Genomic DNA, 13,166 nt, shown 5'->3' with positions numbered 1-13,166 from the left:
GGACGCGACCAGCCCCCACGCACCCGCAGCCAACCGACTACCCCAGAAGACCGACAACCCACTCCCGGGGCAACCCATGAGTGTCATGGAGGTAGCGATAGTCCTCCTCACTCAACGGCCCCCGAAACTCCGGCCGAGACAACACCCGCCGCCCCCGCTCCAGCAGTTGAGAGAATCGCCGCTCCTCATCCAGCAACACCCCCCGCACGGTGCCGCTGTCGAGCGACTGCCGAAAATGATCAAGCGTGTGCTCAACAAGCTCCACCGGCAGATCAGACACCGTGCGCGACGGATCATCGCGACGCAAGCTCATGAGCAGCCGCCGAATCAACCGCCGCACCACATACCCACGCCCAGTGTTGGAGGGCCGTACCCCGTCCCCCAACACCACGACACTCGACCGCAGATGATCACAGACGACCCGCATCGAACGCTCGTCCAGATCCCACAACGGTGGAACCCTCCGCATCCACGGCTCGAACAGATCCGTCTCATAGACCGATCGGCACCCCTGAAGGACAGAGACAAGCCGCTCCAACCCCATGCCCGTGTCGACGTTGACCTGCCGCAGCGGCACAAGCTCACCGTCCTCGCCACGTTCGTACCGCATGTGCACGTGGTTCCAGATCTCCACCCAACGCGAATCCGTGGTCGGGCTCCCCTCCGGCCGGCCGTCGCCGGTCCAGAAGAAGATCTCGGAGTCGGGGCCACAGGGACCCACAGGCCCGTTGGACCACCAGTTCTCGTCCCGAGTCGACTCAACCGGCAACCCCAACTCCCGCCAGGTGTGCAGCGATTCAAGATCGGGCCCGACCTGTTCATCACCGCCGAACACAGTGACGTACAACTTCTCGCGCGGAATGCCAAAGCCGTCCCGCAACAGCTCGTACCCCCAACGCAGGCTCAGCGGATGGCTGTAGTCGCCCAACGACCACGATCCGAGCATCTCGAACACGGTCAGATGCGTGAGGTCGCCGACCTCGTCGAGATCCGTAGTACGCAGACAGCGTTGGAGGTTGACCAGCCGCCGCCCCTGTGGATGCGGGCGCCCCTGGAGATACGGCGTGAGCGGGTGCATGCCGGAGGTCGTGAAGAGGACCGGGTCCGAGGGCGGCGGCAGCAGCGAGCTGCCGGTGATCAGCTCGTGCCCGCGCTCTCGGTAGAAGTCGACGAAGGTACGGACGGTGTCGTCGGTGTTCATGGCGGTGAAGTCCTTCGGGTCGGTCGGGGACCGGAAGGGACCGCGGGGCAGGGTGCGAGGAGGGTGGAAACGACACGTCCCGGCGGTCCGTTTCCGGCCGCCGGAAGAGGTGAGTGAGGTCAGGCGTCGGCAGCCGGCGAGCTGGTCGCTCGCGCGGTCGCGGTGCCGGTGTGCCTGATGATCCTCATGGAAGCCACGCTAACAGGACGCCTGCGTGCCGTCCTACGGATTTTCACCGGGGACGGTGCCACCGAGGTGCAGTGGTCCCGGTGCTGGGGCTGAGCCGTCACCCCGGCCTGCGCCGCGTGGGCGAGGGAGCGGCGGTCGGGGTGACTGCCGGGCGCTATCGCCTCCCCCACCTCGACCTCGGCGACGAGCCCGCGCGTCGACACGACCCGCCACACCGAGGTGAGCAGGGAGTCGCTGCCGACGAAGGCGGGGGCGGTGCTGGCGGTGCCGTCGGTCAGGTAGTGCAGGCCGACCGGCTGGACGGGGACTCCGGCGTCCAGTGCGGCCTGGAAGACGGCCCGCCGGAAGTGACCCTGGGCCCGGCCGCACCAGGTGCTGCCCTCGGGGAAGACGGCGACCGCTCCGCCCGCGCGCAGGGCACCCGCGATGGAGGCGACCGTCTCGGGGAGGGCGCGCAGTCGGTCGCGGTCGATGAAGAGCGCTCCGCTGCCGGCGGTGAGCGTGCCGGCCACGGGCCAGTGCCGGATCTCGGCCTTGGCCAGCATCCGGGCGGGGCGTACGGCGGCCAGCAGCGGGATGTCCAGCCACGAGATGTGGTTGGCGACCAGCAGCAGTCCGCCGGTGGGCGTGGTGGTGCCGGTGATGCGGAGCCGGATGCCGGCGGACCTGACGATCGTCCGGCACCACCAGCGCACCGCGCGGGCGGGGATCCGCGCGCCGACGGGGGTGAGCGCGGCCCCGGCGGCCACCACGACCAGGACGGTCACGAAGCGCAGCACGGCGCGCGGTACGGCCGTGACGGACCCCTTCGAGTCGATGCACGACCTGGGGGTGCAGGGCGCGCTGGGCAGCCAGACGCTCATCAGGCCGGGACGAGTGAGAGGAAGTGCCGCAGATAGCGCGGGTTGACCCGGCGCATCGACAGCAGCACGTACAGGTCGGCGACCCCGAAGTCCGGGTCGTGGGCGGGCTCGCCGCACACCCAGGCGCCGAGGCGGACGTATCCGCGCAGCAGCGGCGGGAGTTCGACGCGTCCGGCGGGGCGGGTCACGCCGTCGGCGCTCCAGGGCAGCAGGGGTCGTACCCGGAACTCCTCCGGCGCGAGGTGCTTGGCGCTGACCCGGTCCCAGGTGCCGGCGGCGAGGGCGCCGCCGTCGGCGAGCGGGATGGAGCAGCAGCCGGCGAGCCATTCGTGGCCGCGGTCGATCATGTAGCGGGCTATGCCGGCCCAGATGAGGCCGATGACGGCGCCGTCGCGGTGGTCGGGGTGGACGCAGGAGCGGCCGACCTCGACGAGGCCCGGGCGGATCGAGTCGAGGGGGGCGAGGTCGAACTCGCTCTCCGAGTAGAGCCGTCCGGCGACCGCGGCCCGCTCGGGCGGCAGCAGCCGGTAGGTGCCGACGACCTGCCCGGTGACCGTGTCGCGGACGAGGAGGTGGTCGCAGTAGGCGTCGAAGGCGTCCACGTCCAGGCCGGGCTGTGGGCTGGAGAGGTGGGCGCCCATCTCCCCGGCGAAGACGTCGTGCCGCAGCCGCTGCGCGGCACGTACATCGTCCTCGTCGCGGGCGAGCGTGACGGTGTAGCGGGTCGGCGCGGCGGGCTGCGCGGGACGGTCGAGGGTGGAAACGCCGGTCATGGCTCTCCCTGATCACGGGCCGGGTTCGGCGGAGGAACAAGCTGGCCGGTTCCGTATGTCCGGTCGCAACAGTTCTTCCTACGCCGGGCGTCCTGCGCGTGACCTGTGCCCGGAGCCGGGATGTGAGCTTGTTGAACGACGTCCCCACACCCGCGCCCTCAGCGTGCGCCGTTCACTTCGGCGGGGCGCAGCGGCCGAGCCACTGCCGGGTCTCGTCGGCGCCCAGCACCCGCTCCAACACCAGGTCACCGGCCATGCCGGGGAAGAACCGGCCCGCGGGCCAGCCCCGCTCGTACGGCGGCGGGTCGAGGACCAGCACCCGTACGCCGTCAACGACCGGGATGTCGGTGGGAGTTCCCTCGTTCCACACCCATTCGCCGCCCGGGGTCACGAGGTTGAAGGTCCCGGTGGTCGGCACCTGTCCCGGGGCATTCCGGCAGACGGCCGCCTCCTGCGGGGAGGGGGCCCGCCCGGACACGTGTCCCCCGCCGATCAGGACGTCCGCGAGGAGGGTGTGCAGTTGGAAGGTGTCCCCGATGCCGGTCATCCGGAGCAGGTAGCCGGTGCCAGTGGGGCGGTGCAGGGCGAGGAGGGGTTCGTCGTCGAGAACGAGAAGGGAGTAGTGCAGGCACTTGAAGTCGTGGCCGGAGGCCTCCTGTACGACACGCACCGCGTCCAGGAGGCCGGTGCGCAGGGCGGGTTCGAGTGCGGTGCGGACCGCGGGGCGATTCAGCATCGCGACGGAGGCCATCTCCCAGCGGGGCAGCAGCCACCAGCCCAGGACGGCGTCCTGTCCGGCCCGTTCGAGCACGGCGGGTTCCGGGTCGCCCGCGTCCGGATCGGGCAGGTCCCCTCCCCCGGTCGCCTCCCATCGCTCGCAGAACTCCCCGGCGGAGGCAAGGGCCCCGGCAAGCCCTTGGAAGACGTACAGATCGCACAGCGTCGGGTCCGCACCCCGCTCGACACAGGCGCCGACCGCCACCGCCGTCAGAGCGCGCGGCCCCTCGGGCATGTCCGGCAGCAGCGCCGCGAGACGCGGCCCGGCCGCTACGAGTTCGTGCTCCTCGGCCCGGTCGAACCGGCCGTACATGGCCTGGAGCAGGCGCTGGGCCCGCTCGCCGTCCCTCTCGCGCACAGCGGTCTCGAAGCCCGCCACGGCGTCGAGAAACCGCTCCCTCCCTTTGCCTGTAAAGATCATGTGGGCAGCCTACTGAGGGGCACGGTGCTTGGCGGGACCGGGGATGAGCACCACTCCCGGTCCCGCCCGTCCGCATCTTGTCGGCGAACGTTCTTGTGCTGTAAGCGAGTTCAGCGCTTGGCGACCTTGCGGGTCGCTCGCAGCCACTCCTTGTTCATGGCGGTGATGGAGACCAGCGGGATGCCCTTCGGGCAGGCGGTGGCGCACTCACCGGCCAGCGTGCAGCCGCCGAAGCCCTCGTCGTCCATCTGCGTCACCATGTCCAGCACCCGCGTCTCGCGCTCGGGTGCGCCCTGTGGGAGGACGTTGAGGTGGTTGACCTTTGCGGAGGTGAACAGCATCGCCGCCCCGTTCGGACACGCGGCCACGCACGCCCCGCAGCCGATGCACTCGGCGTGCTCGAAGGCGAAGTCGGCGTCCGGTTTGGGTACGGCGGTGGCGTGGGCCTCGGGTGCGGCACCGGTCGGGGCGGTGATGTAGCCGCCGGCCTGGATGATGCGGTCGAATGCCGAGCGGTCGACCACGAGATCCTTGACGACCGGGAAGGCCGAGGCACGCCACGGCTCGATGTCGATCGTGTCGCCGTCTTCGAAGGACCGCATGTGGAGTTGGCAGGTGGTGGTGCGCTCCGGGCCGTGCGCGTCTCCGTTGATGACCAGGCTGCACGCGCCGCAGATGCCCTCGCGGCAGTCGTGGTCGAAGGCGACCGGGTCCTCGCCCTTGAGGATGAGTTCCTCGTTGAGGGTGTCGAGCATCTCCAGGAAGGACATGTCGGTGGAGATTCCGTCCACTTGGTAGGTGGACATGGCGCCTTCGGCGTCTGCGTTGCGTTGCCGCCAGACGCGCAGGGTGAGCTTCATGCGTAGCTCCGCTGAGTGGGGTGGACGTACTCGAAGACCAGGTCTTCCTTGTGCAGTACGGGAGATGAGCCGGTACCGGTGAACTCCCAGGCGGCCGCGTAACTGAACTCCCCGTCCCTGCGCTCCGCTTCGCCGTCCGGGGTCTGCGACTCCTCGCGGAAGTGGCCGCCGCAGGACTCGGCGCGGTTGAGCGCGTCGAGGCACATCAGCTCGGCGAGTTCCAAGTAGTCGACGATCCGGTTCGCCTTCTCCAGCGACTGGTTGAACTCCTCGCCGGTGCCCGGGACTTTGATCCGCCTCCAGAACTCTTCGCGGATCTGCGGGATACGCTCCAGCGCCTTGCGCAGTCCGCTGTCGGTGCGGGCCATGCCGCAGAACTCCCACATGAGTTCGCCGAGTTCGCGGTGGAAGGAGTCGGGGGTGCGGTCGCCGTCCACGGAGAGGAGGAGGTTGAGACGGTCCTCGGTCTCCGCCAACACCTCCTGTACGGCGGGGTGTTGGACGCCGATCTCTTCGTGGCCGGGGTGCCGGGCGAGGTAGTCGTTGATCGTCGCCGGGAGCACGAAGTAGCCGTCGGCGAGGCCCTGCATCAGCGCGGAGGCGCCGAGGCGGTTGGCACCGTGGTCGGAGAAGTTGGCCTCGCCGATCGCGAACAGGCCCGGGACCGTGGTCTGGAGGTCGTAGTCGACCCAGAGGCCGCCCATCGTGTAGTGCACGGCCGGATAGATCCGCATCGGGACCGTGTACGGGTCCTCGGCGGTGATCCGGGCGTACATGTCGAAGAGGTTGCCGTACTTCTCCTCGACGGCCTTCCTGCCCAACCGCCCGATGGCGTCGGCGAAGTCGAGGTAGACGCCCTGCCCGCCGGGGCCGACCCCCCGCCCCTCGTCGCACACGTTCTTCGCGGCGCGGGAGGCGATGTCGCGGGGCACGAGGTTGCCGAAGGCCGGGTAGATGCGCTCCAGGTAGTAGTCGCGCTCGCCCTCGGGGATCCGGTTCGGCGGACGCGTGTCGCCTTGGGCCTTCGGCACCCAGATCCGGCCGTCGTTGCGCAACGACTCGCTCATCAGGGTGAGTTTGGACTGGTGGTCGCCGGTGCGCGGGATGCAGGTGGGGTGGATCTGCGTGAAGCAGGGGTTGGCGAAGAGCGCGCCGCGCCGGTGCGCCCGCCACACGGCGGTGGCGTTGGAGTTCATGGCGTTCGTCGACAGGTAGAAGACGTTGCCGTAGCCGCCGCTGGCGAGGACGACGGCGTCCGCGAAGTACGTGTCGATACGGCCGGTGATGAGATCGCGCGCCACGATCCCGCGCGCTTTCCCGTCCACGACGATCAGGTCGAGCATCTCTGTCCGCGGGTGCATCTCGATGTTCCCGGCGGCGATCTGCCGGGACAGCGCCTGGTAGGCGCCGAGCAGGAGTTGCTGCCCGGTCTGGCCCCGGGCGTAGAAGGTGCGGGAGACCTGAACTCCCCCGAACGAGCGGGTGTCGAGCAGGCCGCCGTACTCCCGCGCGAACGGCACGCCCTGCGCGACGCACTGGTCGATGATCTCGACGGAGATCTGCGCGAGGCGGTGGACGTTGGACTCCCGCGCCCTGAAGTCGCCGCCCTTGACGGTGTCGTAGAAGAGGCGGTGGACGGAGTCGCCGTCGTTGCGGTAGTTCTTCGCCGCGTTGATGCCGCCCTGGGCGGCGATCGAGTGGGCGCGGCGCGGGGAGTCCTGGAAGCAGAACTGGACGACGTGGTAGCCCTGTTCGGCGAGGGTGGCGCCTGCGGAGCCGCCGGCCAGCCCGGTACCGACGACGATCACCGTGTGTTTGCGGCGGTTGGCGGGGTTGACGAGCTTGGCCTCGAAACGGCGGGTGTCCCAGCGCTCGTTGATCGGGCCGGTCGGGGACTTGGTGTCGGTGACGGGTTGCCCGGTCGTGAAGTCCGCGTATTCAAGGGTCATTTCAGCTCACCACTCCGGTCATGACGCCCACGGGCACGGCGATGAAGCCTGCCGTGAGCAGCAGCGCGAGGACATTGGCGACGGTCTTCAGGGCGCGGTCGCGACTGTGGCTGCCCGCGCCGAGGGTCTGCGCGGCGCTCCAGAAGCCGTGCCGGACGTGCAGGCCGAGGGCGAGCATCGCGACGATGTAGATGGTGTCGCCGTACCAGGTGGAGAAGGTGTCCACGACGTTCTGGTACGGGTGGCCCTCCTGGAAACCGCCGGAGTGCACGGTGCCGGTCGTCAGGTCGAGGATGTGCCAGACGATGAACAGGCCGAGGATGATCCCGCCCCAGCGCATGGTGCGGGTGGCGTAGCTCGCCCGGGGTTTCTTGTGCACGTACTTGCTGGGGCGCGCCTTGATGTCGCGGCGGCTGAGCTGGTACGCGGAGACGGCGTGGGCGATCACGGCGACGACGAGGACGATCCGGATGAGCCAGAGCGTCCACTCGTAGTGCATGAAGGGTTCGCCGACGGTGCGCAGCCAGTGGGCGTAGTGGTTGAACTCGCCCGCGCCGAAGAAGATCTTCAGGTTCCCGATCATGTGGACGACCAGGTACAGCAGCATGATCAGGCCGCTGACCGCCATCACTGTCTTCTTGCCGACGGAGCTGTCCCACACGGTGCGTGCCATGGACGGTCGTCGGTCCGTCCGCGTTGCCAGAGCCATGTCTACGGACGTTAGGTGCCGGACGGTCGATCGGTCCAAGACATGATCCGCCTGGATTCCATAGGCTGCGGCTATCGTGGCTGCATGCAGTTCCAGCAGCTCCAGTACTTCGTGGCCGTCGCCGAGACCCGGCACTTCACCCGGGCCGCCGATCTGGTCCATGTCGCGCAGCCCTCGCTGTCCCAGCAGATCAAGGCGCTGGAGCGGGAGCTGGGCGCGGATCTGTTCCTGCGGGCCCGCGGCAACATCACGCTCACGGACGCGGGCGAGGCGCTGCTGCCGCTGGCCCGGCGCATCCTGGCGGATGCGGACACGGCCCGGCACGAGGTCCTCGAACTGGTCCAGCTGCGCAGCGGCCGGATCAGGCTGGGTGCCACCCCGAGCCTGTGCACGGGCCTGCTGCCGGACGTGCTGCGCGCCTTCCACGACCGCTATCCGGGCATCCGGCTGCTGATCGAGGAGGGCGGTTCGCACGATCTCGTACGGGAACTCGCGCGCGGCGCCCTCGACTTGGCGCTGGTGGTGCTGCCGCTGCCCACGCCGTCACCGGCGTTGACGACGGTGGAGCTGCTGCGGGAGGACCTGGTGGTCGTGTCCTCACCGGAGGCGCCGGCGCCGGGCCGCGGACGGACTGTACGGATCTCCGACCTGGAGGGCGAGCGCCTGGTGATGTTCCGGCACGGCTACGACCTCCGCGAACTGACCGTCGCCGCCTGCCGCGCCGAGGGCTTCGAGCCCGACTTCGCGGTGGAGGGCGGCGAGATGGACGCGGTCCTCGGCTTCGTGCGGGCGGGGCTCGGCGTGGCCGTAGTCCCGCGCATGGTCGCCACGAAGTCCGGGCGGGGGCTGCGGGTGACCCCGCTGGCGCGGCCCGGGCTGCACCGGACGATCGCCCTGGCCCACCGCAGCGATGTGGCTCCGCCGCGGGCGGCCAGGGAGTTGCAGCGGATGTTGTTGGAGCGGTGAGCGGCGGGGTCTCACCGGGTCGCTGCTGCGGCTGGCGCCGGAACGCCGGCCCATCAGGACCTCACCAGATCATCGCCCCACCCGTGCCTCACCAGGTCGGAATGAACCCGCCGTCGATCACCACATCACTGCCGGTCAGGTTGGCCGCACGGTCGCCGGCGAGGAACAGGACCACGTCGGCGATCTCGGCGGGCTTGGAGAAGCGGCCCGTGACGGTGGCGCCGGCGGCCTGGGCCGCGACCTCGGCCGGGGTGAGGCCAGTGGCGGCCGACACGGTCTCGGCCACTCCGCCGCCGCCGAGCCACAGCTCCGTCTCGACCGGGCCGGGGCTGACGGTGTTGACGCGGATGCCCTTCGGGCCGACCTCCTTGGACAGTGCCTTGGAGAAGGCGACCAGGGCGGCCTTGCCCGCGCTGTAGTCGATGACCAGCGGGTCGGGCAGGGTGGCGTTGACCGAGCCGATCGTGACCACGGAGCCCTGCCCTGCGGCCAGCATCAGCGGCAGGGCGGCGCGGGTGACACGTACGGCCGTGAGGAGGTTCAGGTCGAGGGTGCGCCGCCAGTCCTCGTCGGTCACGGACAGGAAGCCGCCGGTGCGGGGCGGTGCCGTGCCGACGTTGTTCACCAGGATGTCGACACGCCCGTCGGCCGCCTCGATCAGCCGCTCGGCCGCGCCGGGCTCCGCGAGGTCCACGGCCACCCAGGTGACCGGGAACTCCTTGACCAGCGCGTCCAGCCCCTCGGTGGTGGTGCGCGACCCGGCGACGACGGTGGCCCCCGCCCGGGCCAGCGCCTCCACGACGGCCAGCCCGATGCCCTTGCTGGCGCCCGTCACTACGGCGGTCCTGCCCTGCAGTTCGGTACTCATCGAGCCCCACTCCTTCGGCGAGAGACGGTGACTGTTCGTCCGCCACGGGGAGCATCCTCTCCCGCCGACGAGTCGTGCACAGGTCCTAGTCGATGCCCGGCGGCACCGGAGTCCCCTGGTGGTAGTACATCCGCCAGCCCGTCTCCTCGTCGCGCTTGCGCCACAGGGAGGTGCGGCGGACGCGGCGGCCGTCGAAGTCCGTCTCGAATCTGAGCTGCACCAGGCCGGGGGCCAGGACGATGCCCGTGATGGCCGACGGGACGTAACGGGGACCGTCCGCCTGACTGCCCGCGTGCTCGGGCAGCCAGGCCAGCATGTGCTCGTACGTGTAGCGCCTGCCCGACGCGCCGACCTCGACGAACTCGGGGTCCAGCAGGCGGACGGCCTCGCTGCGGGAGGAGCGGACGGCCGGGTCCATGAGGGCGAGTTCGCCTTCGATCGCCTTGTTCACGTCGTCCGATGCATGTGCTTCTTGACTCACCCGCACATGATCACCCTCGAACCCGAATCTCCCGCAACCGAGTTACGGCGTCACCCCGTCGCGTCCACCAGTGCCAGGTCGTGCAGCCGCTCCGGCGGGCCCGGGCGGGCGTAGTACCAGCCCTGGGCCGTGTCGCAGCCCAGTATGCGGAGCTGTTCGGCCTGCGCGCCCGTCTCGACGCCCTCGACCGTCACCGCGAGGTTCAGGCTGTGGGCGAGGGAGACGATGCCCTCGACGATCTTGAGGTCGACGGGGTCGGCCGGGAACTGCTGCATGCCCTGGGTGAAGGAGCGGTCCAGTTTGAGGATGCTCACGGGCAGGCGGCGGAGGTTGGCGAGGTTGGAGTAGCCGGTGCCGAAGTCGTCGAGGGCGATGTCGACGCCCATCTCGGCCAGTCGGCGCAGCGGCTTGAGCAGGTCGTCGTCGGCGCCGATGAGCGCGGACTCGGTGACCTCAAGGCAGAGCGCGTCCGGCGCGACACCCGCGCGATCCAGGATGTCGACGGTGTCCTGCACCAGGCCGGGATGGCTGAGCTGGCAGGGCGAGAGGTTGACGTTGATGCGCAGCGGGCCGGTGGCGTCGTTGCCGCCGTGTCGTTCCTGCCACTGCTTGGCCTGCCGTACGGACTGTTCCAGGACCCAGCGGCCCAACGGCACGATCAGGCCGGTGTGTTCGGCGAGCGGGATGAACCGGTCGGGGCCCAGCACGCCGTGCTGCGGGTGCAGCCAGCGGACGAGGGCCTCGGCGCCGCGGACGCTGCCGTCGCCGAGGTGGACCAGCGGCTGGTACTCGATGAAGAACTCGTTGCGGTCCAGGGCGGCCGGGAGTGCCGTCGTCAGACCGTGCCGGGTGATGGCGCGGGCGTCGGCCTCCGGGTCGGCGAGTTCGAAGCGGTTGCCGCCCGCCGACTTGGCCCGGTACATCGTGATGTCGGCGCTGCGCAGCACCTCCGCGGGGCCGCGCTCGCCCGCCGGGCCTTCCACGATGCCGATGCTGCCGCGCACGGTGAGGTCGCGGCCGTCGATGCTGACGGGGGTGATCAGCGCGTTCATGATGCGGCCGGCGAGTTCGTCGACCTCGCGCTCGGTGTCGGGTCCTGTGGTCAGCGCCACGAACTCGTCGCCGCCGAGCCGCGCGACCATCTCGCCGGGCGCGGTCGCACAGGACTGCAGCCGGTCGGCGACCTCGACGAGCAGCCGGTCGCCGGCCGCGTGGCCGAGGCTGTCGTTGATGGTCTTGAAGCCGTCGAGGTCGAGGTAACACAGCCCGAACCGCTGGTTGTTGCCCGCGCCGAGCGCCTTCTCCAGGCGTTCGAAGAACAGGGTGCGGTTGGGGAGGCCGGTGAGGGCGTCGTGCGTCGCCTCGTAGCGCAGCCGCAGGTTCAGCAGCCGTCGCTCGGTGGTGTCCTCCATGAGGGCGAGCTGGTACTGCGGGTTGCCGTCGGCGTCGCGCAGCAGGGAGACCGTGAGGTTGGTCCACAGGACCGTTCCGTCAGGTCGGTAGAACGCCTTCTCGACGTGGTAGTGCTCGCGCTCGCCGCGGACGAGTTCGTCGTAGAGCGTCCACGTCTGCGGGGCGTCGTCGGGGTGGGTCCACTCGCGGACGTTACGGCCGCCCATGGTCTGGTCGGAGATCCCGAACATGCGCAACAGCGCGCCGTTGACCTGGAGGATGTTGCCTTCGAGGTCGGCCATGCCGATTCCTATGGCCGCGCCCTCGAAGACCGCGCGGAAGCGGGCCTCGGTCGCGTGCAGGGCCTGGGCGACCACGCCCTGGGCCTGGAGGGCGGCCACCGAGATGGCCTCCTGCTCGGCGAGGGTGCGTTCGCGCAACTCCTGGGCGAAGCCGGCGGCCATGGCGTGCTGGAGGCGGGCCGAGCGGATCCGCAGGTCCTCCTGGGAGCCGTCGCCGCCGCAGTAGAGCACCAGGTAGGCGTCGACGCACTCCAGGGTGCGGCTGAGCGCGTCGGGGTCGGTGCAGTGTGCGGCGACGAGGGCGGCGCCGGCCGCCTTGCCCTCCTCGGCCTCGAAGGTCCTGGCCCGCAGCGCCTCGCTCAACCGCCGTGCCAGCGGCAGCAGCAGCTCCTCGAACTCCGGCCGGGTCAGCGACGTCTGGGTCGCCGGGAACACCGCCCGGCTCCAGATGGTCGCGAACCTGCGCAGTCTGTCCTCCGGCCCGTCCGGCTCCGCGCTCACGCCGCGCGTCCTACGCCGGCGAAACCGGAGAAGGAGAACGGATCCTCGTCCTCCGGTGCGGTGTCCGGCCGCCAGTCCGGCATCGGCACCAGTCCGGGTTCCACCATGTCGTACCCCTCGAAGAACCGCGCGATCTCGTCGCGCGAGCGCATGATCAGCGGATTGCGAATGTCCTTGTACACGTCCACCGCGCCCTCCGCCCGCTCCGGTGGCAGCGGGATTCCCTCGTACGAGGCATGGGTGAGGATCAGCAGGCTGCCGGGCGCGAGTGCCTCGCGCAGCTGTGCCACCGCTCCGTACGGGTCGTCCGCGTCTTCCACGAAGTGCAGTATGGCAACGAGAAGGAGGGCCACTGGCCGATTCACGTCGATCAGCCGCTGAACCTCGGCGCTCGCCAGGATCTCCTGGGGCTTGCGGAGGTCGGCCGCGATGACGTCCGCGGTCGCGTTGCCCGCGAGGACCGCCTGGCTGTGGGCGACCGCCACCGGGTCGTGGTCGACGTACATGACATGGGCGCCGGGGCTGGCTTCCTGGGCCACCTCGTGGACGTTTCCGAAGGTGGGAATTCCGGAGCCGATGTCGAGGAACTGGGTGATGCCCTCGGCAGCCGCGAAACGCACGGCGCGACGCATGAACGCCCGGTTCGCCTGCATGATCTTGGGAAGTCCCGGGAGGAACTCCATGGCCTTGCGGGCCGCCTCCCGGTCGACCTCGAAGTTGTGCGAACCGCCCAGGTAGTAGTCGTAGATACGCGAAACGCTCGGCACCGAGATGTCGATGCTTCGTGGTGCCCAGGCGGGACGCTCCATGTATCTCTCCAAGGCGTAGGCGATCCGGTGTTCGAGCTGAGGCTACTGATCGCCCGCCAAAGGAGCGAGCGGAAACGGAAATTGACCATCCGTTCCCGGTCACTG

At 69.9% G+C, this 13,166-nt stretch carries 12 protein-coding genes; 1 reads left to right on the top strand and 11 read right to left on the bottom strand.

Translation table 11 applies throughout. The annotated features are described in order from the left end of the window. Positions 1–37: 37 nt before the first annotated feature. The 7 genes from AB0I69_RS02070 to AB0I69_RS02040 all read right to left on the bottom strand — a co-directional run bounded on the left by AB0I69_RS02070 (position 38) and on the right by AB0I69_RS02040 (position 7,706). Positions 38–1,201 carry an alanine--tRNA ligase-related protein gene (locus AB0I69_RS02070; protein WP_363093547.1) on the bottom strand — a complete coding sequence of 388 codons (1,164 nt, stop codon included), beginning with the start codon at positions 1,199–1,201 and terminating at the stop codon, positions 38–40. A gap of 119 nt (positions 1,202–1,320) precedes the next feature. Next, the gene (locus AB0I69_RS02065; protein WP_363093545.1) at positions 1,321–2,253 is read right to left on the bottom strand and encodes a lysophospholipid acyltransferase family protein; all 933 of its coding nucleotides are present in this window, start codon (positions 2,251–2,253) and stop codon (positions 1,321–1,323) included. Further along, a complete protein-coding gene (locus AB0I69_RS02060; protein WP_363093543.1) occupies positions 2,253–3,026 on the bottom strand; it encodes a GNAT family N-acyltransferase in 774 nt (257 codons plus the stop codon). The genes AB0I69_RS02065 and AB0I69_RS02060 overlap by 1 nt, the downstream gene beginning before the upstream one ends. A 172-nt stretch (positions 3,027–3,198) precedes the next feature. After that, entirely contained in the window at positions 3,199–4,224 is a 1,026-nt protein-coding gene (locus AB0I69_RS02055; RefSeq protein WP_363093542.1) for a hypothetical protein, read from the bottom strand. Positions 4,225–4,334: 110 nt separating this feature from the next. Next, positions 4,335–5,084 (bottom strand): succinate dehydrogenase/fumarate reductase iron-sulfur subunit, encoded by a 750-nt coding sequence (locus tag AB0I69_RS02050; protein ID WP_363093541.1) that lies wholly within the window; start codon positions 5,082–5,084, stop codon positions 4,335–4,337. Continuing rightward, positions 5,081–7,033, bottom strand: a complete 1,953-nt coding sequence (locus AB0I69_RS02045) for a fumarate reductase/succinate dehydrogenase flavoprotein subunit (RefSeq protein WP_363093539.1) — start codon at positions 7,031–7,033, stop codon at positions 5,081–5,083. The genes AB0I69_RS02050 and AB0I69_RS02045 overlap by 4 nt, the downstream gene beginning before the upstream one ends. 1 nt (position 7,034) lies before the next feature. Next, a complete protein-coding gene (locus AB0I69_RS02040; RefSeq protein WP_363094148.1) occupies positions 7,035–7,706 on the bottom strand; it encodes a succinate dehydrogenase in 672 nt (223 codons plus the stop codon). 120 nt (positions 7,707–7,826) lie between these two features. Between AB0I69_RS02040 and AB0I69_RS02035 the strand changes: the two genes are divergently transcribed. Then, the gene (locus AB0I69_RS02035) at positions 7,827–8,708 is read left to right on the top strand and encodes a LysR substrate-binding domain-containing protein (protein WP_043672571.1); all 882 of its coding nucleotides are present in this window, start codon (positions 7,827–7,829) and stop codon (positions 8,706–8,708) included. Positions 8,709–8,796: 88 nt separating this feature from the next. Here the strand turns inward: AB0I69_RS02035 and AB0I69_RS02030 are convergent, their stop codons facing one another. The 4 genes from AB0I69_RS02030 to AB0I69_RS02015 form a co-directional block, all read right to left on the bottom strand. Beyond that, positions 8,797–9,576 (bottom strand): oxidoreductase, encoded by a 780-nt coding sequence (locus AB0I69_RS02030; RefSeq protein WP_363093538.1) that lies wholly within the window; start codon positions 9,574–9,576, stop codon positions 8,797–8,799. 85 nt (positions 9,577–9,661) lie between these two features. Further along, entirely contained in the window at positions 9,662–10,057 is a 396-nt protein-coding gene (locus AB0I69_RS02025; RefSeq protein WP_363093537.1) for a nuclear transport factor 2 family protein, read from the bottom strand. A 50-nt stretch (positions 10,058–10,107) separates the two neighbouring features. Then, positions 10,108–12,252 (bottom strand): EAL domain-containing protein, encoded by a 2,145-nt coding sequence (locus AB0I69_RS02020; protein WP_363093536.1) that lies wholly within the window; start codon positions 12,250–12,252, stop codon positions 10,108–10,110. Then, on the bottom strand, positions 12,249–13,061 hold the full coding sequence (locus AB0I69_RS02015; protein WP_363093535.1) for an SAM-dependent methyltransferase: 813 nt from the start codon (positions 13,059–13,061) through the stop codon (positions 12,249–12,251). Before AB0I69_RS02015 ends, AB0I69_RS02020 begins: the two co-directional genes overlap by 4 nt. Positions 13,062–13,166: the final 105 nt, after the last annotated feature.

It is taken from the genome of Streptomyces sp. NPDC050508 (assembly GCF_040655155.1).
GTDB lineage: Bacteria > Actinomycetota > Actinomycetes > Streptomycetales > Streptomycetaceae > Streptomyces.
The sequence above is the reverse complement of the archived record's forward strand: the minus strand, read 5'-3'. Positions and strand labels throughout refer to the sequence as shown.

Excerpts from the sequence above, each read along its gene's own strand:
- AB0I69_RS02065 (WP_363093545.1), bottom strand. The coding sequence starts at position 2,253 with ATGAGCGTCTGGCTGCCCAGCGCGCCCTGCACCCCCAGGTCGTGCATC.
- AB0I69_RS02050 (WP_363093541.1), bottom strand. The coding sequence starts at position 5,084 with ATGAAGCTCACCCTGCGCGTCTGGCGGCAACGCAACGCAGACGCCGAA.
- AB0I69_RS02035 (WP_043672571.1), top strand. The coding sequence starts at position 7,827 with ATGCAGTTCCAGCAGCTCCAGTACTTCGTGGCCGTCGCCGAGACCCGG.
- AB0I69_RS02055 (WP_363093542.1), bottom strand. The coding sequence starts at position 4,224 with ATGATCTTTACAGGCAAAGGGAGGGAGCGGTTTCTCGACGCCGTGGCG.
- AB0I69_RS02015 (WP_363093535.1), bottom strand. The coding sequence starts at position 13,061 with ATGGAGCGTCCCGCCTGGGCACCACGAAGCATCGACATCTCGGTGCCG.
- AB0I69_RS02030 (WP_363093538.1), bottom strand. The coding sequence starts at position 9,576 with ATGAGTACCGAACTGCAGGGCAGGACCGCCGTAGTGACGGGCGCCAGC.
- AB0I69_RS02045 (WP_363093539.1), bottom strand. The coding sequence starts at position 7,033 with ATGACCCTTGAATACGCGGACTTCACGACCGGGCAACCCGTCACCGAC.
- AB0I69_RS02040 (WP_363094148.1), bottom strand. The coding sequence starts at position 7,706 with ATGGCACGCACCGTGTGGGACAGCTCCGTCGGCAAGAAGACAGTGATG.
- AB0I69_RS02070 (WP_363093547.1), bottom strand. The coding sequence starts at position 1,201 with ATGAACACCGACGACACCGTCCGTACCTTCGTCGACTTCTACCGAGAG.
- AB0I69_RS02060 (WP_363093543.1), bottom strand. The coding sequence starts at position 3,026 with ATGACCGGCGTTTCCACCCTCGACCGTCCCGCGCAGCCCGCCGCGCCG.